Genomic DNA, 24,960 nt, shown 5'->3' with positions numbered 1-24,960 from the left:
ACAGCGGCCGCAAGGCACCATGAAGACCTTAGAACTTGTAGCCGAGGCGAACGTGCCAGCGGCGGCCGAGCAGGTCGTAGGTCATCGTGTCGGTATTGCCGTCTGTCCAGCTCTGGATGTAGGGCGCACGCTTGTCGAACAGGTTATCGATGCCCAGCGATACCGTCATTGCCTTGTTGAACGCATACTTCATACTGGCGTTGTGGTAGACGATGCCGGGTGCGCGCGCGCCGATATCGGTAGGGGCGGCATTGATGTCGGCGGCGCTGCCAATGTACTGGACGGTATAGGAACCGGACCACGGACCTTTGGACGAGGTCAGCGACGCGGTTGAGCGCCATTTTGCATAGCTGCCGCGCCCGCCCGTAATCTTGCCGGCGTACTCGATGACTTCACCGCCAGGGAATGGCGTCACGTCGAACTGGTTAAGCCGGGAAACATCCGCAGTGAACGACGATGTCCATCCCGCCAGGTTGAAGTCGACGATCGCCCCGAGGTCGAGCCCGGCCACGCGCTGCTGCGCAGCGTTCTCGGGTTGCGAGGACAGGAAGTTGATTTCCCCGGTGCGCGGATCACGCGTGAAACTCGATGGACCGCAGAAGATGTGCGCCAGCCCAGGCGAGTTGTAGCAGACCGCCAGCTTGGTCGAGCCAGGAACGGTCTCGATGGCGTTATCGATCTTGATGTTGAAGTAGTCGAGCGTCAGCGTCAGCGCTTTCGACGGCGTCCATACGGCGCCGATCGTGAACGTATCGGCCTCCTCGGGCTTCAGGTTCTGGTTGCCGCCCCCGGTCGTCAGGATCGACGGCCCGAACTGCCTGAAGCCGGCAGGCAAGCCGGATCCCTGGCAGTTCTTGTAGACCGTGGAGTTCGGATCGAGCGTGTTCCAGTTGTTGCATGGGTCGGTCGTGGTCAGGTTGCCCTCGGAGACACCGCCGAACAGTTCCGGCACGTTCGGCACGCGGAAGGCCGTCGAACGGTTGGCACGCACCTTCAGCGACGGAATTACCTGCCAGTCGAGACCCACCTTGTACGTGGCCTGCGACCCGAACAGGCTGTAGTCGGAGTAGCGGGCCGCGGCATTCATCGTCAGGGAGTCGACCAGGGGCAGCTTGGCTAGCAAGGGTACGGACAACTCCGCGAAGACCTCGCGCGCACTGTATTCGCCCGCAATCGGATCCTGGGCGTTGGTATTGGCGGCTCCCGATACGATCAGGCTATCCGGGTCGCGCCATCCTTTCTCGCGGCGGTATTCGAAGCCGGAAGCGAAGCCGACGGGCCCGGCTGGCAGGGAAAACACCTCGCCGCTGATGCTTGCGTTGAAGCTCTTCTGGTCGTTGCCGCCATGATCGCGGGTCGTGAAATGGATGTACTCGAGGACCGCAGGGCTGAGGTTCCCGTAGCCGAGATAGTTGCCGCAAGGAGCCGCGGACGGGCTGGTGCCGCAGGTAGCGGTATTGAGCGTCGCATCGACACGATCGAGGTTGATGATGTTCGTCATCCCGTCAACGCCGGTGTTGCGCCCCCAGTTGACGGACGCCGACCAGTCCCATTTCGGAGCAAGTTCCCCCTTCAAGCCGGCGACGATACGGAAGGTATTGGTCTCCTGGAAGAAGTAACGCGGCCCGACTTCCGCCACCCGGCGCCGCTCCAGCGTCAGGTTCTGGCCGGTCGGATTGGTAGGATGGTTCGCGGCGATTTCGATCGGGCGGTAAACCCCGATGGCGCCAGGGGTGGCAAGCTGCTCCGACTGGCGGTTCGTGAACATGAGTTCGGTGAACAGGTCTACCTTATCGGTCAGGTGCATGTTGCCGAAGGCGCTCACACCGACACGCTTGATCGGATTGACTGCGTTCAGGAACGGATTGCTGTTGTAGGCATGCTTGGCTGCGCTGTAGGTCTCGAAGCCGCGCGGGTCCCCGTTCGGATCCTGGTTGAAGTTGACCCTGCGGCCATTTGCCAGCCGCGCGCGGCCTCCGATCGTCGACGAGCTGCCGGAACACACCAGTTCGCCGTCATCCTCGAACAGGGCGCAAGGTGCACGCGAAGCCAGGTTGACCGCCTCGCTTTCGGAATAATTCAGGGAGGCCATCAGCGAGCCACGCTCGCTTTTCGTTCCCCAGACGATGTCCGCCGACTTTTCGGCGCCGTCACCACGTTCGGTCTTCCCATAGCGCACCGATGCTTCAACACCGTCGATGGCTTTCTTCGTGATGATGTTGACGACGCCGGCAACGGCATCGGCGCCGTAGATCGCCGAGGCGCCATCCTTCAGCACTTCGATCCGCTCGATCATCGCGACCGGAATCATGTTCAGGTCGACAGAGCTGTTCGCCCCCGTGCCACCCGAGACGACCCGGCGTCCGTTCAGCAGCACCAGGGTGCGATCGATGCCGAGACCACGCAAGTTCACTTGCGTGGTCCCGTAGCCGTTGCTGGTCCAATACGCACTGGTCTGGCTGCCCGCCGTACCGGCAGACGAAGGCAGGCGCTGCAGCAGCGTTTCGATCGAAATCGCTCCGGAGCGCTGGATGGTGTCGGCATCGATCACGGTAACTGGGCCAACCCCGGATACCTGTTCCTGCCGAAGGTTGATTCGGCTCCCCGTAATTTGTACGCGCTGCATGCCTGCCGCTTCGGCAGCATCGCCAGTGGCGGGCTGTTGTGCGTATGCGCTCTGTTGCAGAACCATTAATGCGAGCGCGGCCGTTGTTCTTGGGACGTACTTGTGAGCCATTTACCCTCCGGGTTTTCTTTTTTGTGAAAGCTACTAGGCCAAGCTGCCGGTATTGATTGGCAGTGGCGACGCATGGGATCCGAGACAGACCAACATGTCTATACAGGTTCAGTCTTTTTTTACTCTATCGAAATTTTCACCCCTTAGCAATAAAACTTTGTTTTGTGGATAATTGGCCATACTTAATTCTTCTGAGCGCAAAAAGGCCGACGCATATTGCGTCTGCGCTCTTCTGCGGAGTTACAAGAGCAACCGTTCGATGCTCCCAGCCCTTGCAGAAATCGGCGGTACCAACTGCTCACGCTTCATGGCTCAAGTCTCGATGTGCCTTGGAGCCCTCCGATCAGAATCGAAAATTCTGGCGCAAATGCTTCGCACGACCTGGTGCTCGTTAAGGTTCAGGTAGCCCGGACGTGTGCAAGTAGCCCTGTCACGGACGCCGCCGACGCACGGCCGCTGCAGTCGGCCCGGACCGTGCAACTGGCGCCTTCAGGAATAGCCGGCGCCGCGCGTGCGAGCGCAAGTACGCTGCCGAGCAACAAAGTCAGGAAGGAGTCGCCGGTATCAGCCGCGAAGATCTGTTACGCCGCGATTGGCGTGCTAGTGCGGGGAGGCCGCTCGATCCGGGCTGGAATGTGCCCGGTAAAAGGAGATGAGGAAGATTGCCGGAGCTGGTTTGCGGGTTCTTCACCGGCGGTTAAAACCATGACCGGCGGCGGCGCGTAGGCGCCGATGGAGCAGCCTGAACAGGTGCCGCAACTCGAGCGTCCGTCAGTGTCGGTGACGCTGGCCTCGCAGTCCTCACCTGGCAACGCGCTTTGCGCCATGGAGTCTGAATGCTCATGTCCACTGTCATGCATGGTCCCGTCGGTCATCATGACCGGCGTTGTCATGCCATGCACCCTGGAATCAACCGAGGATAGATGATGGATCATGCCGCACGCAAGCCTCGCCACTCCCGCAATGCTTTGGATTGGTAGGGAGACGATAAGTAGGCACAAGAGAAATGATCGTAGCCTGCTGCGCATATGGTCAATGTAGCATGCCCAACGTCAAAAGTGCACATGGTTGATAAGGGAATGCCACGACGAGCAATTGCCAGTCGGGAAATGCCTTTCCACCTTTTGTCTTCGAAGAGATTGAGTGCTAATCGTGACGGCTTTAGTTTTGATCTCTGCCAAAATTAATTCGCAACAAAAACAGCCTCGGCGCCTCCACGCACTGCTGCATACAAACAGACATCCGATTGACACGTGCCTAGAAGCACCGTCTATAATCAGCACCCTTTGCTCCCTTATCGGAACCCACGCCCCGACCGGCCGACCTCATGAAGAAGGCGTTGCTCCTCATCCTGCTGATCGTACTTCCCTGGCAAGCGATTGCCGCGGCTGAACGCACGCTCACGCATGTGATGTCGAGCCAGGCCGCCGGCGGTTTCGAGCAGGTTGGTAAGCACTTGGCAGAGCACGAGGCCCACGTCTTGCATCACCACGAAGCCCATGACGACGGTGACGCGCATGTCGATCAATCCGAAAAATCGGTCCAGCACTTGAACGACTACGAGCACGGTTGCGGCGCGGCCTTACTGTTGCCGGCGGCGCCGGTGTTGTCTGCCATTGCCCTTCCCCGTCTCGCTCCCATACCGTTGCCGGAAACGTTCTCCGACCGCAGCACGCTTCCGCCTCTCCCGCCTCCCCGCGCCCGCGCCTGAGGCGCGGGCGCCGTCGCATCGACAACACGCGCACACCCGATGCGCGTGTGGCCCGCTGGTTTGAATCCTGTTCAATCTGCAGAGGCTTTACATGCAAATATCATCATCAAGGTCGCGTGCAAGGTCGCGCGGCCGGCACGCGGCATCCAGCACGCTCTCCGTCCGCGGTGCGGTCATCGCCGCACTGTTCGGCAGTGCCATCTCGCTCGCACATGCCGAAACCCCTTCGTTCAGCGCCCTCCTCGCGCGGGCCCAGGGCAGCGCGCCCCAGCTGCTGGAACAGGCGGCCAACGTGCGCGCGGCCCAGGCCGACGTGCGCCAGGCCGGCGCCTGGCGCAATCCGACGCTCGACGCCACCTTCGAAAACCTGCACGCCCCCGAGACCGGCGGCGTCAGCCAGCGCCAGGACACCTACGCCCTGACCCAGGTATTCGAACTCGGCGGCAAGCGCGCTGCCCGGATCGAAGCCGAGCAGCACAAGGCCGTCGCGACCGGCACGCGTGAACGCCAGGCCCGCCTGACCTTCGCCACCGAACTGGCGCTCGCCTATGCCACTGCCGAGGCCATGCAGGACCGCCAGGCCGTCGCCAAAGCCGCCCTCGAGCGTGCCGGCGACGACTTGCGGGCCGCGCAGGCCTTGGTAAAAGCCGGCCGCGAAGCCGAATTGCGGCTGGCCCAGGCCCGCGCCAGCGCGGCCGCCGCCCGCGCTGCGCAGCAGTCGGCGGCCGCCGACGCGACCGAAGCCCTGGCGCGCCTCGCCGCACTGGTCGGTTCGCCCGAACCGTTCACGCGCATCGACCATCCGTTCATGGCCAGGGTCGCGGCAGCGGGCACGGCATCAGGCACCGCAGCAGCCACGGCGGCGGCCTGGACGCCCGAGCAGTCGCCGACGCTGGCAGCAGCCGCCGCCGAACGCGACGCCCTTGCCGCCCAGGTGCGGGTCGAGCAAAAGCGCGCCATTCCCGACATCGGCGTGTCCCTCGGCGTGCGCAGGTTTGCCTGGAGCAGCGAGCGGGCCGCCACGGTCGGGGTAACGGCCAGCATCCCGCTGTTCGACCGTAACCGCAGCGGCGTCGACGCCGCCCGCGAGCGCGCCAACGGCGCCGCCCTGCGGGTCGAAGCGGCCCGCCTCGACGCCGTGGCATCGCACCGCGCGGCGCTAGCCCAGGCTACCGCGTCCGAACAACGCCTGCAGGCTGCCGAGGAAGGCGAAACGGCCGCCCTCGAAGCCTACCGGCTCGGGCGTATCGGCTACGAAGCCGGCAAGACGCCGCTTCTTGAACTGCTGTCCATCCGCCGCGCCCTGTCCGACGCGCAGGCGCTCACCATCGACACCCGCCTGGCCCGCGTACGCGCCCTGGCCGCCCTATCCCTGGCCGAAGGCCGACTCGTATTTGGAGAAGCACCATGACCGACAAATCCATCCGTCACATGAACTGGCCGCTCGCGGCCGGCCTCGCGGCGGTCGCCGCGGCGCTCGGCTTCGGCGCCGCCCACTGGACTTCGGCACGCAACAGTCCCGTCGCGGCCCCGGTGGCGCAGCCAGCCAGGCCGGCACCCGCCGCAGCCGGTACCGGCATGGCCGAGATCACGATTCCGGCCGAGTACCTGAAGGTCGCCAACATCGCCGTCGAACCGGTCGCCAGCGGCGGCCTGGACGCTGAAATCCTGACCACCGGCACCGTGTCGGCGCTGCCCAACAGCGAGGCCCTGATCGTCGCCCGCGCCTCGGGCAACGTGACGCGCGTGCTGCGCCGGCTGGGCGACACGGTGCGTGCCGGCGACGTGCTGGCCCAGGTCGAAAGCCAGGAAGCGGCCACCATGGCCGCTGACCGGAAAGTGGCCGCGGCCCGCGCCGAGCTGGCAAGCAAAGCCTACGCGCGCGAAGCCTCGCTGTTCCAGCAGGGTGTGACGCCGCGCCAGGAACTCGAAGCCGCGCAGTCGGCCCTGGCGGTCGCCGAGAGCGAAGCGCAGCGCGCCAACGCCGTCGCGCGCGCGGCGCAGGTCTCGGCCGATGGCCGCTCGGTGGCGGTACGCAGTCCGATCGCCGGCAAGATCACGGCCGAGTCCGTGACCCTGGGCGGCTTCGTCCAGCCACAGACGGAACTCTTCCGCGTGGCAGGCAATGGCCCGGTCGAGGTCGAGGCCCCGGTCCCGGCATCCGACATCGGCCGCATCGCTCCCGGCGACACGGCCAGCATCCTGGCCGGCGATGTGTCGATCGCAGCGAAAGTGCGGTCGGTGACGCCGACGGTCGGCGGCAGTACGCGCGCCGCGACCGTCATACTCGAGCCGCTCGCTGGAACCAAGCGTCTGGTTGTCGGCGAAGGCGTGCAGGTGCGCCTGCATGTGAAGGAAAACGGCGCCGGCATGACGGTGCCGGAAGATGCGGTGCAGAACATCGAAGGCCGCGACGTCCTGTTCGTACGCACCCAAGCCGGCTTCCGTGCCCAGCCGGTCCTGGTGGGCAAACGCAGCCGCGGCATGGCGCAGATTGTTTCGGGCGTGCAGCCCGGCGCCCAGGTCGCCACGCGCAACGCCTTCCTGGTCAAGGCGGACATGATCAAGAGCGAAGAGGAATAACATGATCGATTCCATCCTCACCGGATCGGTCCGCTCGCGCTGGTTGATCCTGTTCCTGACGCTGGTGGTGGCGTTGGCCGGCGCCTGGCAGCTGAACCTGCTGCCGATCGACGTTACGCCCGACATCACCAACAAGCAGGTACAGATCAATACCGTGGTGCCGACCCTGAGCCCGGTCGAGATCGAAAAGCGCGTTACCTTCCCCATCGAGACGGCCCTGTCGGGCCTGAACGGCGTGGAAAACGTGCGCTCGTTCTCGCGCAACGGTTTTTCGCAAGTCACGGCCGTCTTCAAGGAGAGCGCCGACCTCTACTTCATGCGCCAGCAGGTATCGGAACGCCTGGCGCGGGCCCAGCCCGATTTGCCGGACGGGGCGGTGCCGCAGATGGGGCCGGTCTCGACCGGTCTCGGCGAAGTCTTCCACTACAGCGTCGAATTCGCCCACCCCGGCGGCAAGGGTGCGCCGCGCGCCGAGGGCAAGCCGGGCTGGCAGCCCGATGGCAGCTTCCTGACCGATAGCGGCGAGCGCCTCGGCGAACGCGTGGCGCAACTGGCCTACCTGCGCACCGTGCAGGACTGGATCATTCGTCCGCAACTGCGCACCACACCAGGACTGGCCGACGTCGACTCGCTGGGCGGCTATATCAAGCAGTACGTGGTCGAACCTGATTCGTCGCGCCTCGCGTCCTACGGCATTTCGGTTTCCGAACTGGGCCGCGCGTTGGAAGAAGCCAACGTTTCCGTTGGCGCCAACTACATCCGCCGCTCTGGCGAGTCCTACCTGGTGCGCGCCGACGGCCGCATCCGCAGCCTGGACGAGATCGCCCGCGCCGTGGTCGCCACACGCGACGGCGTCGCCATCACCGTGGGCCAGGTGGCGAACGTCGCCATCGGCGGAGAATTGCGCAGCGGCGCGGCCAGCCGCGACGGTTCCGAAGCCGTCGTCGGCAGCGCCCTGATGCTGGTGGGCGCCAACAGCCGCACGGTCGCCCACGCGGTCGGCGAAAAGCTGAAGGCCATCTCGACTACCCTGCCCGAAGGCATCCGCATCGTGCCGACCCTGGACCGCTCGCAGCTGGTGGTGGCCACCATCTCGACGGTGGCGAAAAACCTGGCCGAGGGCGCGCTGCTGGTGATCGTGATCCTGTTCGCCCTGCTGGGCAACTGGCGCGCCGCCCTGATCGCCGCGCTCGTCATTCCGCTGTCGCTCCTGATGAGCGCGATCGGCATGAATTCGCTCGGCATTTCCGGCAACCTGATGAGCCTGGGGGCGCTCGACTTCGGCCTGATCATCGACGGCGCCGTCATCATTGTCGAAAATACGCTGCGCCGCCTGGCCGAACGCCAGCATCGCGAAGGGCGCCTGTTACTGCTGAAAGAGCGCCTGGAAGAAGTCGTGGCCTCGTCGCGCGAGATGCTGCGCCCGACCATCTACGGCCAGCTGGTGATCTTCCTCGTGTTCCTGCCCTGCCTGACTTTCCAGGGCGTGGAAGGCAAGATGTTCTCGCCGATGGTCATTACCCTGATGCTGGCGCTGGCCTCGGCCTTCGTGCTGTCGCTGACCTTCGTGCCGGCCATGATCGCGGTTTTGATGACGGGAAGGGTCTCGGAGAAGGAAGTACGCATCGTCGCCGCAAGCAAGACCCGATACGAGCCGTGGCTGCGGCGCGCCGTCGCCCGTCCGCTGCCTTTTGTCGGCGCCGGACTGGGCGTGCTGGTGCTGGCCGCGATCGCGTTCAGCTTCGTCGGCCGCGAGTTCATGCCGACCCTGGACGAGCAGAACCTGAACCTGTCGTCGGTGCGCATCCCCTCGACCTCGATCGAGCAGTCGGCGGAACTCGACCTGCCGATCGAACGCGCCATCCTCAGCCTGCCCGAAGTGAAAACGGTCTACTCGAAGGCCGGTACCGCCAGCCTGGCGGCCGACCCGATGCCGCCCAACGCCTCGGACAACTACGTCATTCTCAAGCCGAAGGACGAATGGCCGGCCGGCGTGACGACCAAGGAACAGGTAATCGAGCGCATTCGCGCCAAGACCGCGCCGATCGTCGGCAACAACTACGACGTCACCCAGCCGATCGAGATGCGCTTCAACGAGCTGATCGGGGGCGTACGCAGCGACGTCGCGGTCAAGGTCTATGGCGAGGACCTCGACCAGCTGGCCGCCAGCGCCAAACGCATTGCGGCCGTGCTGCGCACCATTCCTGGCGCGTCCGACGTGCGCGTGGCCCAGACCGAGGGTTTCCCGACCTTCGACATCGCCTTCGACCGCGCCGCGATCGCGCGTTACGGCCTGAGCGTGAAAGAGGTAGCGGATACGGTGTCGACCGCGCTGGCTGGGCGCGAAGCGGGCCAGATCTTCGAGGGGGACCGCCGCTTCGACATCGTGGTGCGCCTGCCGACCGCGCTGCGCAACGACCTCGACGCGCTCGGCGCACTGCCGGTGATGCTGCCGGCTGCGAACGAGGGCTCACGTGCCTCGGTGCCGCTGCGCCAGCTGGTGCAGTTCCGCTTCACCCAGGGCCTGAACGAAGTCAGCCGCGATAACGGCAAGCGCCGCATCTACGTGGAGGCCAACGTCGTCGGCCGCGACCTGGGCAGCTATGTGGACGAGGCGCAGGCCCGCCTGGCGAACGAAGTGCGGCTCGCGCCCGGCTCCTGGATCGAGTGGGGCGGGCAGTTCCAGAACCTGCGCGCCGCCACCGAGCGCCTGGCCATCATCGTACCGGTCTGCTTCGTGCTGATCGCGGCGGCTCTGTACATGGCAATCGGCAACGCCATGCTGACGGCAACCGTGCTCACGGCGGTGCCGCTGGCATTGGCGGGCGGCGTGTTCGCCCTGCTGCTGCGCGGCATGCCCTTCTCGATCTCGGCGGCGGTCGGCTTCATCGCCGTCTCCGGCGTGGCGGTCCTGAACGGCCTGGTGCTGATCTCGGCGATCAACAAGCGCTTGGCCGACGGCGCGCCGGCAAGTGATGCGGTGATCGACGGCGCCCTGGAACGCCTGCGCCCGGTCCTGATGACGGCCCTGGTGGCTTCGCTCGGCTTCGTGCCAATGGCGATCGCCACCGGCACCGGCGCCGAGGTGCAAAAGCCGCTGGCGACCGTTGTCATCGGTGGCCTGATCACCTCGACAGTGCTGACGCTGTTTGTCCTGCCGGCGATCACCGGCATGGTGCTGCGGCGCCGGAGGACGCAGTCCGACGAACCGCGCGCGGCACTGGTCGAGGCCGTTTGAAGCACCAATCCGGCGCTCGTTCATCGAGGTGAGCGTCGGGTGTTCGAAGCGGCAAGGCAGGCCGCCGATCGCGGCACACAGGGGCTGAGGATTACCGCAGCCATGAAGGTGGTCGAGATTACCGCGGGGTGGTGGGTCGAATCGATGGCGCTGCAGGCAGATGGCTGGTTCATGCGCTCGCACGCCCTTGCAATTGGCCTGACTGCCTTCGCCGACGCGGCCACACCGAAGTTTGCAAAAACCTGAACTTCGCGTTCGGCACTTGGAAAATTGAGATCATTCCCCATGGACCGCGGCGGCCCCTGATCATGGTCACGTCCATAAGCACGATCACGGAGACAACGGTCACGACAGGCATCAAGAGGATAACCTAAAATCCGCCTATCCATTTAATCGCGGACGCTGCTATCTCGGCACCGGCGATCACTGCCTCTTCGGCGGCTGGATGTTCGGCTGGGAAGGCTGGACCCGCTGATTGGGATTGCGGGCGCCATCCCTGCGGCCCTTTGGGGCAAAAACCTCATCAAGGAAACCGGCAAGGTGTGCTGGACCGTGAGATGGATGCGTCGATGGCCGATGAAATCCGCGAGGTCGTGGGAGCCGAGGTGAGTGATGGCGACACCAGGATTGTGGACGTGCATGCGCGGCGAATCAGGCGCCAATCCTATGCATGCGCCGTAACCGTGGTGCCACGCAATCGGTCCCTCAGTGCAACCGCCAAACGCGAGCGCTCGCAGTGCGCAAAGAGATCGTCCATTCGACCATCGAACTGCATTACCGTCGATAACTGAACAGTATTGGGAGAAACAGCATGCTTTGGATCGTGACGAAATACATTATTACCGCCGGCGTCGTCGTATTAGTTTCTGAATTCGCCAAACGCAGCGACAAGCTGGGCGCACTAGTAGCCGCCCTGCCGATGGTCACGATCTTGACGCTCGTATGGCTACATGTCGAAAAACAGCCCGCCGCCAAGGTAACCAACCACGCATTTTATACGTTCTGGTATGTAGTTCCGACACTGCCGATGTTCCTAGTGTTCCCCATGCTGTATTCCCGCCTTGGCTTCTGGCCCGCGCTCGCCGCCTGTGTTGTCCTGACGGTAGTGTGCTTCGCGATGTTTGCGGCATTGCTCGAACGATTTGGCATCGAGCTGATCTAGTAACAGAAGGACACTGTTTGCTAAGGCTAGTACCTGCCACGCATCTACTCGCATGATCGTGAACCTGCCCCACAACGGCGTCCTCGCCACCGTTCAGATGAACTGATGCAGCATTGTTTACTTCTAGCTCAGTTTCAGCAAGTATAGTTTGTACTTAATTTCGGGCAGGGCATCGTACAAGACCGTCCACTCTACTCTTGCCCAGAAGTTTTTCAACAAAATAGGCCGAAAGCGGACGGTCGTGAGCCAATAATAAATTGGAGAGCTAATCTAAAAGGCAATTTGGGGCATCGCGCCATGGAGGACATTCAGCCAAGCACGCACTGCGGCGTCCTTGGCGGGTAAACCCGCACTGCTAGTGGTGCTCCTCCTTGTAGCGTTGATGGACACTATGACGCCTATTCCTCAGTCGCTGCCGTCTTTCGCGGCGTGGCAATTGTTTCGTCTGGACTGATTGCCGCCGTTACCCTGCTCGGGACGGCAACTCCGGTAAGGGATCCTGTGCCGGCGCTCCGTTGTGCAACGATCGCTGCAGATGCCTTGGCGCTGCCGGCCTGGGTGCAACGCCCTGGCTCTCTTTCCAATCCGGGCGCGCGGTTGCATGTTTGCCTAACGCAGGCTCAGACAGTAAAAACCGCTTCTTGGCATCGGGGTAGTTGAAAGCTGATGAGACATTATTTCCATAATGTCAAATGCTCGTTCGAACCTTCGAGTTACTCGACAATATGGTTTCTAATGTCGAATAAGATTGAATGTTTTCCGGTGTTCGATGCGCTGTAGCTCCGCTCGCACTGCAGCCAGACCGAATGCTTATTGCAGCGGCCAACTTGCCGCAGGAGCAAGTTTTCTGCGGCGTGCTGCAAGTTCCTGCTCGAGCTTCAGGTCGCGACCGTAAATATCCGTGGCAAAGCGAGGATTTCCGTCACTGTCGACGCTGGCGGTGGCGTAGAAAATCACAACTGGAATCGCATTGGTCAGATCGACGTGCCGAGTCGGTCCAGGCTGCAGCGCGTCCTGGATGGTGTCAGCGTCCCATCTACGATGCTGGCTAAGCACGTATTGGGCCAAAGCGGCCGGATGCTCGACCCGGATGCACCCGTGGGATAGGTCGCGCCGGCGCGGCTCGAACACCTCGCGCGCCGGAGTCGAGTGCAGGTAAATCTCCATCGGGTTAGGCAACGCGAACTTAATCGGTCCCAATGCGTTCTTCGGCCCCGGCCCCGGGCGCTGGCGCACGCGCGCCTTGCCTGCCTGGAGCGGCCGCGCTAGCGCCTGACGGCACCGTTTCCATCCCGTTCTGCGTGAGGTACGCAGGGTTGCGCTTGAGCTTGGGCAGGATTTCCTTGTCGAGAATGCTGCGGGGGATGTTCCAGTACGGGTTGAATTCGACGTAGCGCATTTGGCCGACGAACAGCGAGATTTCGGTCTTGAGCGCGGAGCCGACCACGACCCGCATCTCAAGTGGCGCCGCGCTGCCGCCGTCATGCAGCGCCCACAGGCGGTAAGCCGGCGGATTAACCGTGATCAGCGGGCCGGGGCCGAAATTCGGCAACCAGCGCAAGCGCTCGAGCTGGCGCTACATTGAGCGCGTCGATTGCCACGGCCCAGCACGCCGTCTTCGTCCAACCCGTGACGCGCCTGAAAATACCGGACGCCCTCTTCCATCGGCCCGGTGTAGATACCCTCAGGCGGACGCGCCGCATCGGACCGCAGGTCACCAGCAGCACCAAGCGCGCATGCAGCGCCTTCACGTACGGATAGGCGCCACCAGGCGCGACCTTGGCAGCCGGTCGCGGTAGAGTCGGATACGGCTGCCCAGATCGGAACGAGCGGTATCCGCATCTCCCGAGCGCAGCTGCCGCTGCAGGGAGTCCGTGCCGTAATCGAGCGGGTTCAGGCCTTGCAGCCTGGCTTGGCGCAGCACCCACAAAGCGGCCGCGGCAGTCGACGGATTCCAGGCTGGCGCATATTTGCGCGGAGCATAAAACCGATCAAGCCAGCCGCGTTCCTCGTATAGCCCGTGGGTACAGTGGGCGACTGCGAGGTCTGGACGGCCAAGGTATGAATGGTGGTGGAGGCGGACCGCGCGACGATCGGACTGGAGACGAGTGACGCTATTACGCAGAGCGCGGGCGCAGCGGCGATTTTCTGGCTAAGCTTCATTGATACTTTCGAACCTTGGCAGCCGTACGTTACCGATCCGCATCATACCTTTCGAGCAGTTGCAATGCCCAGCCACACAGAGACCCCTCCCCAAGCCGGGAACGACCCTGTGCGCGAAAGGGTCAAGAGACCTCCTTACACTGACGAAGCTGTCACGCACTTGCTTCATCTCCGTCGAGAACTTACAGAGTTGATTAATTAACAGTCGCACAGTTCCTTCATCGCTCGGTGGTGGACAGCAAGCGGCTCAAGGGACAGGGCGTGGTCACCTGCAGCAAGCACGATTTCACGGCCGGCACGGCGTGTACGATAGCGTCGCACCTGTCGGGGGCCAATGTTAAAAGCATTGCCAGGCCGGGCAACCCGTTCGGTGGGCTGGGAGCGAACGGCCCTGCAGATGCAACACGGCCTGTTCGCGAGACTGCTAACAATCTGAGTCAAAACCCGTCGTCGCGGATTAAGACGTAAGCATTTTGAGGTTCTACGGGTTTCTGGACGTATCAGTTACAAGTACGGTTGCCCGAACGATTGTCGAAATTAATCAAAACGGCTAGCTGAGTTTGCTTGATTCAAGTTATTTTGAGAGGGCACAGTACGGAGGGGGAAGACGCGGCGGAGAGTGCAAAGCAGATACATCACTTTCGATGGCGCCGCAGCTGCACTGTGACCCTAGCAACCCGGTATGCAGATTCTGCGATACCAGGCTTAGCTAATACACACTCAACTGGACCTTGAACGATATAGCGCTTTCACACGTGAAAACCATGGACCGCAATACCGTTGAGGACATCACTGTTGCTAAATTGCGGGAATGCAATATGTCTCGCGCAGTCGACGTCAACGTATGCGCGATCTTGTATCGCTGATGTTTTTAGGGTTCGTTGTCTAGACTCACCTTTCACGTGCGAAAGCATTGGATCGCCGAGAGCAAGGGCTAAGCTTGAGGCGTGAATGTCTCGGCCTCGAGCGCACATGGTATCGGTTCCTTATTGACAGCGCACGTGGCTGCCAAACGGCTCGGCCCGCGTCGCTTCTCTCGGTCTAGCTGGATAGCGTGTTCATGAGGCGCCGTGCTCCCGCGCTAGCTCCTAGGTTTCACTTTATTCGTATCGCTGAGGCGCGGAGACTGGTGCGTTACCGCCACCTTTCGCATAGCCTCCTGACGCCACTTGTAACCTCGTCTCTCTCGGATTTTTGCGGCGTGTAGGGTTGCATACTGCCGCTCTTCTGAGCTCGGTGAGGCATTTTCGTGTGTTCGGCTGAGCTCACAGAGTGGTTTTTCGTCGGGGCGCTGCGCGCGTTTCGTGTCCTTCTACTGAGCACTTTCACGCGTGAAAGCGCGCTGCTGAGAGCGGTCTCAACTTTCGCCGAGTCGGAAGATGACCGCGCCAGGTGTAGTGCACTTCTCCAGAAAGCACGTTGGGATTGGAGCAACGGCGCGAACCGTATTTCGTTTGATGCTGCGCAGGCAGTCGTATTAGCTCTACGTTCGCTTTCGGTGTTCGTCGCGAAGCGCACGAACTGCATGTGCCCTACGATCTTCGCATACCGCTCCTACTGTGAATTGGCCCAAAAATGGGCGGTTTGATTTCTCCGACCGTTACCGAGGTGGCGATGGCGTCACACTTGCACTCATAAGCACATTTCCTGCTGCTCCGCCCGTTCCTGTTTTGAGGAGTGACCTCAACCGCATCTGCCCGTCGAGGTGGAGCACTACGGATCGCTCCTTGCGCGGTATGCCTGCCGTTTGGCCTGGCTGATGGCACCGGACCGAAATCTTCTTCAAACTAGAACAACTAAGGCTATTCTGCCACCGGTGTATCCGCGCAACGAGCCGCTGCGGTTGCTAACAAAGCCTGCGCTGGAGGGTAGGGATGTTTAGGAGACTAATTCGGCATGGTAGCGGCCAGCTTAATCGGAGCCCAGCACCTTGTATACGCGTCTGCAGTGGGCGTAGCCCTGAGTCGGCGCCTCACGATTGCGGCGTGGGCTCACGCTGTAGACCGGCTATAAGTTGGCATGAAGTCGTGGCCCTTCGCAGGTTGCGGACCGAGTGAATCAATGCTGTACGTCAAAGGCGTTTAGGGAGGCGCATTGCCTGGACATTAAAGCTCTTCTGCGCTGGCGAGACTGTTCCTGTTTCGCTCTCACGCGTGAAAGGAGGTGAGATCGGCATGCCGCTCTCGATTCGCGAACCGACCAGTGCATCTCCGTCCATCAGCAGTAGTGCGGAGCACTGGGGCGCCAAGGCAGGAGCGCTGCGCGCTGTCGATGCGAGTGTATTAACGTACAGGCCAAGTATTCTTGCCTCCGACTACATAGTCTGGCATTTGTTGTTTCCTGACAGCTAGCTCCGCCAATTCGCGATTGCGACAACCGGCCGCGTCTGCAGATCGGATAGTGCGCTTTCACGCGTGAAAGCAGAGGGCCGCAATGTAAAGTCATCGTTCAAAAATCTTCCTATCGAAGCATATGTGTTCCCGTTTAGACTATAATTCTCCGTACTATCATAATGCGTAAAAATACGCTTTCCAAATGTCCATTACCGAGCAAACTACAAGTCCAATCATTATTTGCGTCGTGAATCAGAAGGGCGGATGCTGTAAAACCGCGACCTCAATGCAACTGTCGGGCACACTCCAGAAGGCCGGCTTTTCGGTATTCGTAGCCGACATGGACCCGCAGAACACGGCTTCGCTGTGGTCACTGCAAGCAGACCCGGAGACGCCATTCCCCGCCACCGTACTGTCCCTTGCGCCACTGCGCGAGGCCTTCCTGGACAAGCTTGTCTCGGCTGCAAAAAACTATCAGTTCATCATCATTGACTGCCCGCCAGCGGTGGAGTCGCCGGTACCCTGGGCAGCACTAATGGCGGCGGACCTGGCAATCATCCCGGTAATTCCCTTGATGGACAACGTATGGGCATCAAAGCAGATGGAAGAAATGGTCCTGCGTGCCCGCACGACCCGCCGGGATCGCGGGATTTCTGGCGAACTGCATGCGGGCTATCTGCTGTCGCAGGTGCGCCGCGGGAACGTGTTTGAGAGCTGCGAAGCGGCTCTGCGCAAACAAGCGCAGTTGCCCATTTTCCAGACCCGTATTGCGTTGCGAAACGTCTATCCCGAGTCGCAGGTGTTCGGCACCACGGTGCATTCGCTTGGCAAGAGCCCGGCAGTGGCTGAATTTGACGCCTTGGGAAAGGAAGTGCTGGACATGCTTGGAGTCAAGATGCCGAAACATCGAGGAAATAGGAAATGAATATGAAACTGAACAAGGCAGCACTGATGCAAAAGGCCGCCACCGGAGCAAATCAGTCAATCGACCTCGCCGAACGCATGCGCCAGGCTAGCGAGGCAGCACGCGGCACGCACCCTCTCGCGGTCCCTACCGGCACCAGCGCATTACCGGTGGGAGGGGCGCAGGGTGAACCGACCTCAGCTCCCGATCGCCCTGCAGAGGCGCAGCGGGAACACGACCTGGTAGCTGCGCCTTACGGTACCGTCAAGCCGGCGGGGAGCGATGACGACAATCGGCGCGGCCGGTTCGAGACTGTCCTCTTAAGCCAGGTGGACCCGAATCCGTACAATGCGCGCCAGACCTATAAGCCCGAGCGGGTGCTCGAAATGGCTGCAAGCCTCGCCAAGAATGGCCAGGATACGCCAGGTACCGCCACCATTAGGAACGGCCGGTACGTGCTCGCGGCCGGCCACTACCGGCGCTTGGGCCTGCTGCACATTCATGCCGCGTCGATAGACAAAGCCACGATCGACCTGATCGTCAAGCCGAACATGTCTGACCGCGAGCTGTACGAGGCCAGCTACCGCGAAAATGCCGAGCGCCAAGAGCAAACTGCCTACGATAATGCGCTGGCCTGGAAGAAGCTGTTGGAACAGGGCATCTACGAGAATGAAACGTCGCTGTCGGAGGCCGTCGGAATGTCGCTGCCGAACGTTAACAAAACACTGTCTGCGCTGCGGCTGTCGCCTGCCGCCCTGACGCTAGTCGAGTCCGCCCCTGCTAAATTTGCACTCGGCACCTTGTATGAACTGGCCTTGTTCGAGGAAGTCGCGGGAACGGAAAGAACGGTGGCGATGGCGGCCCAGGTACTCGACGGAAAACTCGGTCGTGACCAGATCAACGAAGCCCGCAAGCAGATCGTTGAGCCGAAACTTCGCAAGCGCAAAGAGACGTCGCGGCCCTATCCGATCTTCGTCGGCAACAAGTACGAGGGCACACTGAAGGAGTGGCCAAACGGTAAGGTGACGCTTGAAGTCAACATCGGTGATGCATCAATGCGTGACGCCTTTGTAGCTTCGCTGCGCGAGAAATTTGGCACGAAAAGCTGAAGCCACCCCGGGGAGCAGCGACGATCCATCAGCGGTCGGCTCTTCAATTGGGACAAGCTCCTCGTAGCGCGACCTTTTCGGTCGCGCTTTTTATTTCTTACCCATCATTTGCTCTATACCTGGGAATGGCTGCGTCGCGTACGCTATACCGTTGCTTGACTTTGTCGGTCTGATTGTTTGGTTAACATCATCTTCCAGAGCCCGTATGCGCGACAATAAATGGGCAACAACGCAGTCAACATCATTGCGACACCGATTCGTGCTCATGTCGCACGCCCGAGCGCGTGCTTGTGCCGCAGGCACAGAAGAGCAGATTGGGGGTAATGCGAGGTGGAATTGCCGTACGGTCGAGAAGGGCAGGCGCAGAACTGATGCGCGCGGAGCGCCTACACATTGACGAACCGTGAGCACCACAACGGCGCGCTGCAGCAAATGCGTAAGCTGACGGTCAAGTGCCGTTTTTTTGCGAAGTAGGACGATAAGACGACCTGCGCGCTGCGTCGGCCGCAGGCCACCGTCGCGTTCGACTGCAACCGTGTGCACTCCCCATATGCCCCGCAAATCAAGCCGCTGCAGGTCGAATCAATCTACGCATGACTCGACCTGTACATCCAGCGCCTGATGCAACTTAATGCATTCCGGCGCTGTACGGATGAATACACCGGTTTTACTAAAATCTATCCCATCTGACCACGGAGATGAGTGAGAAGAACAGCGACGAATCGTCTACGAAGAGTCAGCGAAACCTTGAGGCCGCACGAGTGCAAGATCGTCAGTCGAGAAAAGCCTAAGCCTACAATCTGGTAAGGTATCAAGACGTCCGACCCGACCATCATGAACGCGTTTTCGTCCGATCCGTAAAGGTCACAGGAATTGTGCGGTTTTGCTTCGATGAACCACTCAAGGTCACAGGGATTGTGCGGAGGGGAGCGTTCAGCGCCCTTATTCCAACTAAACAGCATGACCTGACGTAGACACGTGGCCACACGCCCTGACGTCTCCCCGGAATTCGGGGTTCAACTGCCGCCAGAGCGCCTCCACGCAGCGTCACGCATTCATGCGATGACCATGTACTGTAAAAGTAGAGGCGGCTGAAGGCGTCGAAGCCATGCTGGCGCCTTTAACACACAATTATGGTGACCTTGCGCCATCAAAAGACGGTGGTATCAGCACAATGACAGTGACGTTGCCATGAGCGGAGGCCTACAACCACCGAAACCGGCATAAGGCACGGATGAAAGCACTATTTGCGTCCTTGCCAGCACCACCGACTGCGTCTGGAACACCACACGTCAGGTATGAACCTACACAAAAAAAGTGACCTTGCAGGGGCCGAGCACGGGCTAGGCGCACCAGGACGCATCAAGTTCAGTGAGCAAAGCAAGAACAATGGTGGTGACCTTTGCGGCCTCTCGGCGGCTGCGAGCCCGCATAGCTGCTCGCTTTGCAGGAAAAACACACAATCTCATCGACCTTTTCACATTTTCTGTGACCTTGCCTTCGCCAGGATAGGCATACCGCACAATTTCGGTGCCCACATGCTTCCACAAAGCGACCTTGCTGCACACTTACGTCGACCATTTGAACGTCTTTTGTGACCTTGCCGTCCTAAGTCCTTGATTTTATACAGAAGTCGACCTTCCTGTTAGTAGGTTTGTCTTTTAAAAAGAACCTACTAACTGCAGATGCACGCAATGACAGACCAGCTCCAAGGCGGATAAGAGGCAGCAGCTCGCCTAGTTGCCAACAAAAGGTCACAACTTATGTGCAGCTACTCCCATCGAGACGGTCACCAACCCACATAACGCCGCTCAAATGGACCGGACCTCAAGGAAACCGGACCCCATTACCGTTTCCGGTACGGCTAGGACGACATCAGGCACCCTCCGTCAAGGGTTTGCGCAGCGCGCAACACAGAGGCGTTACCGCGCACATCTGCATCGATCTCGATTCGATGAGAAATGTGAACAATTCTGGTGACCTTACCTGAACGTGCCAAGCGCAAAAGCGCATGGTTGGCCGCTGAGCCCCAAAAACGCACAAAGACTTCGACCTTGTTACATTTTCTGTGACCTTGTGTAGACACGTCTTTTTGACGAACACAAATTTTGTGTCCTTTGACGCGAAATGGCGACCATGCTGAACACTTTCGTCGACTATGTGCCGTTCTTTTGTGACCTTGCCGAGCTAAGTACTTGATTTTTATAAGACGAACTCTCCGCTGTTAGTAGGTATGTTTAAAAGAAAAACCTACAAACCCCGAACTTGCTAGAGCTAGCCAACTAGCAGCATGATCCGGCAGCATGTCAGAGTGCTGCCAATCTAAGGTCACGCTTTTTGTACCACCGCTCTGGGCACGTATCGCGTGCGGTAGACGTCGCCGACGATTACCGGAACTGTACCAAGCCAACAGCAAGGTCACCGTAATTGTTTTGACAGGTTCACCTTGGACTGTCATGCTGCTGTGGAACTATAAGGATGAGCAGCATGTCACGACAAATGGCCCTCGCGTTATTCGCCGACTATTCGCCGACCGACAGAGGCGTGGATGATGCGCCTCTAGACCTCGGCTTTCGCCGCAACAATGCACTCGTCAAGATCGTCGACCTCAGCCTGGCTGGGCGGCGCATGATCGACGTCGCCTATTTTCTGGCAGCCGAGGATACCGAGCTCCACAAGGAATACAGGGTCGACCTTGGGCTGTTCCGGTGGTTGCTCGGCACCACGAGTCGCAATCAGCGGCACTTGGCGAAAATCATCCGTGAAGCCCAAAAGGCAGCGATCGAGCTCAACGAGATAGACCCTGACAATGCTGCCAATGATTTTTATGGCGCCGTCCCTTTGCTAGGACCGGCCTTCGTACGCGGTGGCGAATTCAGGTTTGAATTGTCCGAGCGCCTTCAGGTCGCCATTAAGAACCCGACCACCTTCCACTTCCTCAGCCTGCGCTACGTGTTTAACTCGGTACATTCGAAGATCCTGTTCGACCGCCTGCAGGAATACATCGACGAAGGCACCACGCCATGGCTTGACCTCCAGACCCTCCGCGCCTGGATGCAGTGCGAAACTAAAACCTACGATTTATGGAAACATTTCCGTAACAAGGTACTGGTACCGGCGACAAAGGAGATCAAGGAAGTCGCCCAGCTCAACGTCGAGATCGTGACCATGAACGTGCCCGGTTCCAAGCGCGTTGGCCAAGTTCGATTCGCGCTTACCCGGCTGAAGGATGGGGCAGCAAATGAACAAAAAATCGAGCTCATCGTCCTGCGCTCCCTGTATGAAACGCTCAATACCGAATTCGCTCTGAACCAAACCGATTTTAACGAGATTATGTCCAACCGCGACGTCTTTACTGACGAGCGTATCCAGCAGGCGATCGAGTACACCCGACACAACATCGAGCGCGGCAAGGTCAAGCTGAGTGCAGGTGGTTACCTCATGAAGGCACTGCGGGAAGGCTACCGCCTGGGAACCTTGGATAAGCAGATCCACGCCCGCCTTGCCGGCGAAAAGGCGGCCAAGGACGACGCCTCGACCGGCGCCGAACGGCGCAAGGCAAAGACGGACGCCGAAGCTGCGCAGCGCAACCAGCAGCTCGCCGAGCTTGGATGGGAGGCATTTGACAAACTCGATTCCTCTGCACAGGCAGAAGCGCTGTCCGATTTTTGCAGATCGCCGACCGCCAAGCCGCTCGCCCGTAAGATGGGAATCGAGGTCAAGGAACTGCGCGAAAATCTATCTACCCCGGCCGTACGTAGTAGCTTCGGCGTGTTCGTCGCCGCTCGCGTACACCGAGCATCCAAGGAGCGCCAGTAGCGATCGCCCGCCGCGGAGGTGCCAACGTCACACAGACATCATGGCAGCCATGCGTTCAGTCATGGCCTGTACCGCTGACACATCCAGATGTGGCTCATTGCGCAGCAATTGTTTATAAAGGAGAGATTGAAACGGGATCGCATCGACAGCTCGTACCGGTACCGCGACCGCGGCCCGACCGCGCTGGATAAGTCTGAAATAATAGTGAGAATCCTGAAACTCGATCTGGAGCGACTTGTCGTGCTCGCGGCCATGACCATCGAAGCGAAGTGACCGGATCTTGTTCTCCAGCAGAGCCAGCATCTGGTAGGCTTCCTGCACTGTGAGCTGGACCACGATTTTGTTCGGCCAGTCGAATGTTTTGCGAGCGCCACCGCCGGCGAGCGCCACGGCGCCCTCGATGTTGATCGTGTGCTTGCGCTCCGCCCTGGTTATGGCCTCTGCGATGCACAGCGCCGCGGCCGACGAAAATATCTTAAAGCTGTAGTACGGGGGATCCGCCGGTGCCGGCGTGCTGGCGGCTACCGCAGCTGCTGCCCCAAGTTCCGCCAGATAGCTCCGCGAGGCCGCGGCGCTTGGCGTACGCGTGGCGATCGCGTCGATAGCATCGAAGAACCGACGCTGCTCTTTGCACGCGAGTGTCACGAGCTGGTCGACCGGCAGCTGGCCACCAATGCGCTGCAGGGTCGATCGGGTCTTTGCGTCGAGCACTCGCACGGTTGCTTCCAGCGAGTCGCGCTGCTGGCGATCGCCAGCGCCAAAAGCGATGAGCGTCGCTTCAAAGCGCTTTCCCGCCTCGGTGCCGGCCAGCTCGAGCAGCTGGTCGCGCGAGAGCCCCGGCAGTCCGGCCGCGGCCAGGATGCTCGTGATTTCAGAGAGCTTCATCGGACTTCTTCTTTCTTGGCTTGGCGGTTTCGTAAATGTCGGCTGATCGTTCCAAGGCCAGACCGAGATACCCCTTGACGTCGTTTTTCGTGCGGCCGTGCTCCTTCAATTGTTGCGCGGCGAAGGTGTTTCGCAAGGTGCGGCCGCCACTCCGGTTGACATCGATGCCGGCCCGGGTGAACGTCTCCTTCGCTTGGCGCCAGAGAGTCACTTTCGACATCGGCTTGCCTTCTTTGTCGCCGGGGAAGACCAGGTCCCCTTTGAAAAGGCGCTGGCCCTTGCCATCTTCGGCCAGGCGTTCGATGAGCCAATAGCGCAGCGCGTCGGCGCCATAGCCGTGGACGATGGTTTCGTGCTCGTAGCTGGTGGCGTGCTTGTCTTCTGGATTGATCTTGAGCCGGATGGGCAGGGGGCTGAACGACTCCTCGACCTCGCTCAGGTGCAGCCCGATCGCCTCGGCCACCTTCAAGCCCCCGAACAGCAGCGTCGCCTGTACGGCGTGGTCGCGCCGGCGCTTCCACGCCTTGGGCAGCCGTCCGGCCCGGTTCGTGCCTGGCGGCTCGCGGGAGGGCAGAGCGGCCACGAAAGCGTCTACCTGGGCCGCGTCCAGTGCTTCGGTGCCGACGTTCTGCGCAAGGTAGTGGTTATCGGTGGCGAGCTTGGTGGCCGACGTCGCCGGGTTCGGCGTGATCTGCAGGTGGCTGTAGCAGCGCTCGAGCAGGCGCAGATACCGTTCGGTGATTGCGCTGTTTTGCTCGCCGCGCCGGCGCAGCTGGCTGATGAAGCGCACCAGGTCGCGCTCCTCGACTTGCGAGAAGCGGCGGTTCTGGCCAGCCAGCCAGGTCACGAACTTGCGGAACATGAAAATGTAGACCTCAGCCGACTTCGTGGAGATCGCCTCCGGCTCGGCCTCGCCAAGTCGCCGGCTAGTGCTGGCGAAAGCCCGCTCTGTGACGAAGGCCGTGAAGGCAGCAAGGGGATCGTCGTCCCACGTTTTCAGGTCAGGCATGTGCACCTCGTTTTTTGCGTTCGCCGCGGCCACCGGGCGGCTGGCGCCGAAGGCGCGACCCTTCAGGTTTTTTTCGGTGTGGAGTATGCCAAGAATACCATAACTGAAACTAACAGACAGGCAAGTCGCCTAACCCCACGGAGATTCGAACGCCGCTGGCTCCGGGAGAGGGCCGGGGGGGATTCTCTGGATTCTCTTTGTTCTTTTCGTTCTTTTTGCTCTTTTAGCACTCGACGGCGGGCGGCCAGGCGAAGGGGGTGCTTGATCAGTCTGTGACGTGTCTGGAGAGTCGTTTTTATTTTCCTTTTTGTTTGTTAGTTTCAATTATGGTTTTATTGAAGTCATCCGATCTTCGGGCTTTACTCCGGGGATACAACTGGTACTGATAAACGCTATCCCTGATGCAGCTTGCACCAGTCGAAATTGCATGCAAGTCAACATGAGGGAGATGACTGTCATGCCCAATCGATTCAAAAAATTGTGGGCAACACCACGCCACCTGTTGAGTGATGGTCAACGCAAGTTTTGACTGGCCAGGTTCTCGATGGACTGATGAAGTTTCTGGCGTTCTGCTTCCGGCATGGCGGAATAGATGAGGATCAGCTCTGCAAGTCGGTCATCTGGGCAGTAGAAGTACGCAGGCGACACATCCATAAGCCTGGCGAGGGTCTCAACGAACTGAAAAGGGGGTTCGTGGATCCCACTCTCATACCGGCTAATCCTCGCGCTACTGGAGGATTCCTCCAGGCCAGCCATGACACCAAGCTCGTCCTGAGCCAACTTGCGGCGTTGCCGGGCCTGACGTAGACGCTTGCCGAAGATGGTGTTCGAAGATGTGTTGCGTGGGGACATCCTACGATAATCGTAGGTTTCACTGGAGATTTCTCTACGAAAAACGTAGAATCGCTATGCGGCATGCAAGGGCCGCAGTGACCAAATGTTGGGCAGGAGCTTTCACATGTTAGATGTAGAGACGTTGAATTTCATTAAGCAGGAAATTGAAGCCTTGCTGAATCAGGGGAGTGAAGAGTCTGTTAGACGTGCCGAAGAGATGGCCCAGATGCTTGAAGCTCGCATTCAAGAGCAGCGCCAGATGGAATCGGACATCGTGCAGAGCAAGCTGCGGGCTCTCGTTGAAGCGCATCCCTGGATGGCCCCGAAGCTTTTACAACAGGACCTTAGAGACGGTTTGAAAACTCGGAAGCAACTATGATGTCCAAATGGTCCTCTTCGATAGGAGTACGCCATGTGGACAGCAGAGCAACGAACACGGCATAAGGTCCGGGTTCCCAAGGAGCGCAAGGGTT

The 24,960-nt window shown here is 60.4% G+C and carries 17 protein-coding genes and 1 pseudogene; 10 read left to right on the top strand and 8 right to left on the bottom strand.

Going from position 1 to position 24,960, the window contains the following annotated elements; genetic code table 11:
• Positions 1-28: 28 nt before the first annotated feature.
• Positions 29-2,737: a TonB-dependent receptor gene (locus C2862_RS23440; RefSeq protein ID WP_136223220.1), complete on the bottom strand. Its 2,709-nt coding sequence runs from the start codon at positions 2,735-2,737 to the stop codon at positions 29-31.
• A gap of 1,327 nt (positions 2,738-4,064) precedes the next feature.
• On the opposite strand from C2862_RS23440, the gene C2862_RS23435 reads away from it, so the two are divergent.
• The 6 genes from C2862_RS23435 to C2862_RS23410 all read left to right on the top strand — a co-directional run bounded on the left by C2862_RS23435 (position 4,065) and on the right by C2862_RS23410 (position 11,431).
• Complete coding sequence (locus tag C2862_RS23435) at positions 4,065-4,448, top strand: hypothetical protein (RefSeq protein ID WP_136223219.1); 384 nt, start codon at positions 4,065-4,067, stop codon at positions 4,446-4,448.
• A gap of 91 nt (positions 4,449-4,539) precedes the next feature.
• A complete protein-coding gene (locus C2862_RS23430; protein ID WP_136223218.1) occupies positions 4,540-5,859 on the top strand; it encodes a TolC family protein in 1,320 nt (439 codons plus the stop codon).
• Complete coding sequence (locus C2862_RS23425) at positions 5,856-7,031, top strand: efflux RND transporter periplasmic adaptor subunit (protein WP_136223217.1); 1,176 nt, start codon at positions 5,856-5,858, stop codon at positions 7,029-7,031. Before C2862_RS23430 ends, C2862_RS23425 begins: the two co-directional genes overlap by 4 nt.
• A gap of 1 nt (position 7,032) precedes the next feature.
• Positions 7,033-10,269, top strand: coding sequence for a CusA/CzcA family heavy metal efflux RND transporter (locus C2862_RS23420; RefSeq protein WP_136223215.1), 3,237 nt, complete (start codon positions 7,033-7,035; stop codon positions 10,267-10,269).
• Positions 10,270-10,308: 39 nt separating this feature from the next.
• Positions 10,309-10,515, top strand: a complete 207-nt coding sequence (locus C2862_RS25855) for a hypothetical protein (protein ID WP_229467576.1) — start codon at positions 10,309-10,311, stop codon at positions 10,513-10,515.
• Positions 10,516-11,080: 565 nt separating this feature from the next.
• Positions 11,081-11,431, top strand: coding sequence for a DUF3147 family protein (locus tag C2862_RS23410; RefSeq protein WP_136223213.1), 351 nt, complete (start codon positions 11,081-11,083; stop codon positions 11,429-11,431).
• Positions 11,432-12,241: 810 nt separating this feature from the next.
• Here C2862_RS23410 and C2862_RS25850 read toward each other — a convergent pair.
• From C2862_RS25850 to C2862_RS26040, 4 genes and pseudogenes are all read right to left on the bottom strand, one after another.
• Entirely contained in the window at positions 12,242-12,916 is a 675-nt protein-coding gene (locus C2862_RS25850) for a L,D-transpeptidase family protein (protein ID WP_267873550.1), read from the bottom strand.
• Positions 12,876-12,983: pseudogene (locus C2862_RS25930) on the bottom strand (hypothetical protein); the annotation flags it as partial. The pseudogene C2862_RS25930 and the gene C2862_RS25850, both read right to left, overlap by 41 nt.
• Entirely contained in the window at positions 12,956-13,273 is a 318-nt protein-coding gene (locus C2862_RS26045; RefSeq protein WP_136223207.1) for a peptidoglycan-binding protein, read from the bottom strand. The pseudogene C2862_RS25930 and the gene C2862_RS26045, both read right to left, overlap by 28 nt.
• Positions 13,179-13,556 carry a hypothetical protein gene (locus C2862_RS26040; RefSeq protein WP_373888278.1) on the bottom strand — a complete coding sequence of 126 codons (378 nt, stop codon included), beginning with the start codon at positions 13,554-13,556 and terminating at the stop codon, positions 13,179-13,181. Before C2862_RS26040 ends, C2862_RS26045 begins: the two co-directional genes overlap by 95 nt.
• A gap of 2,573 nt (positions 13,557-16,129) precedes the next feature.
• Between C2862_RS26040 and C2862_RS23390 the strand changes: the two genes are divergently transcribed.
• From C2862_RS23390 to C2862_RS23380, 3 genes are all read left to right on the top strand, one after another.
• On the top strand, positions 16,130-16,852 hold the full coding sequence (locus C2862_RS23390; RefSeq protein ID WP_136223205.1) for a ParA family protein: 723 nt from the start codon (positions 16,130-16,132) through the stop codon (positions 16,850-16,852).
• Between the two features lie 2 nt (positions 16,853-16,854).
• Positions 16,855-17,940, top strand: a complete 1,086-nt coding sequence (locus tag C2862_RS23385) for a ParB/RepB/Spo0J family partition protein (RefSeq protein ID WP_168710154.1) — start codon at positions 16,855-16,857, stop codon at positions 17,938-17,940.
• Between the two features lie 2,487 nt (positions 17,941-20,427).
• Positions 20,428-21,759, top strand: coding sequence for a replication initiation protein (locus tag C2862_RS23380; RefSeq protein WP_229467575.1), 1,332 nt, complete (start codon positions 20,428-20,430; stop codon positions 21,757-21,759).
• A gap of 27 nt (positions 21,760-21,786) precedes the next feature.
• On the opposite strand, the gene C2862_RS23375 is transcribed toward C2862_RS23380, so the two are convergent.
• The 3 genes from C2862_RS23375 to C2862_RS23365 all read right to left on the bottom strand — a co-directional run bounded on the left by C2862_RS23375 (position 21,787) and on the right by C2862_RS23365 (position 24,505).
• Positions 21,787-22,644, bottom strand: coding sequence for a hypothetical protein (locus tag C2862_RS23375; protein WP_136223199.1), 858 nt, complete (start codon positions 22,642-22,644; stop codon positions 21,787-21,789).
• Positions 22,631-23,653, bottom strand: a complete 1,023-nt coding sequence (locus tag C2862_RS23370) for a tyrosine-type recombinase/integrase (protein ID WP_136223197.1) — start codon at positions 23,651-23,653, stop codon at positions 22,631-22,633. The genes C2862_RS23375 and C2862_RS23370 overlap by 14 nt, the downstream gene beginning before the upstream one ends.
• Positions 23,654-24,166: 513 nt before the next feature.
• Positions 24,167-24,505, bottom strand: a complete 339-nt coding sequence (locus tag C2862_RS23365; protein WP_136223195.1) for a helix-turn-helix domain-containing protein — start codon at positions 24,503-24,505, stop codon at positions 24,167-24,169.
• Positions 24,506-24,611: 106 nt separating this feature from the next.
• Between C2862_RS23365 and C2862_RS23360 the strand changes: the two genes are divergently transcribed.
• Positions 24,612-24,866 (top strand): hypothetical protein, encoded by a 255-nt coding sequence (locus tag C2862_RS23360; protein ID WP_136223193.1) that lies wholly within the window; start codon positions 24,612-24,614, stop codon positions 24,864-24,866.
• Positions 24,867-24,960 lie beyond the last annotated feature (94 nt).

This window comes from Massilia sp. Mn16-1_5, from assembly GCF_004798585.1.
Classification (GTDB): Bacteria; Pseudomonadota; Gammaproteobacteria; order Burkholderiales; family Burkholderiaceae_D; genus Telluria.
Note: the sequence above shows the minus strand (reverse complement) of the source record. Positions and strands in the feature narration are given on the sequence as shown.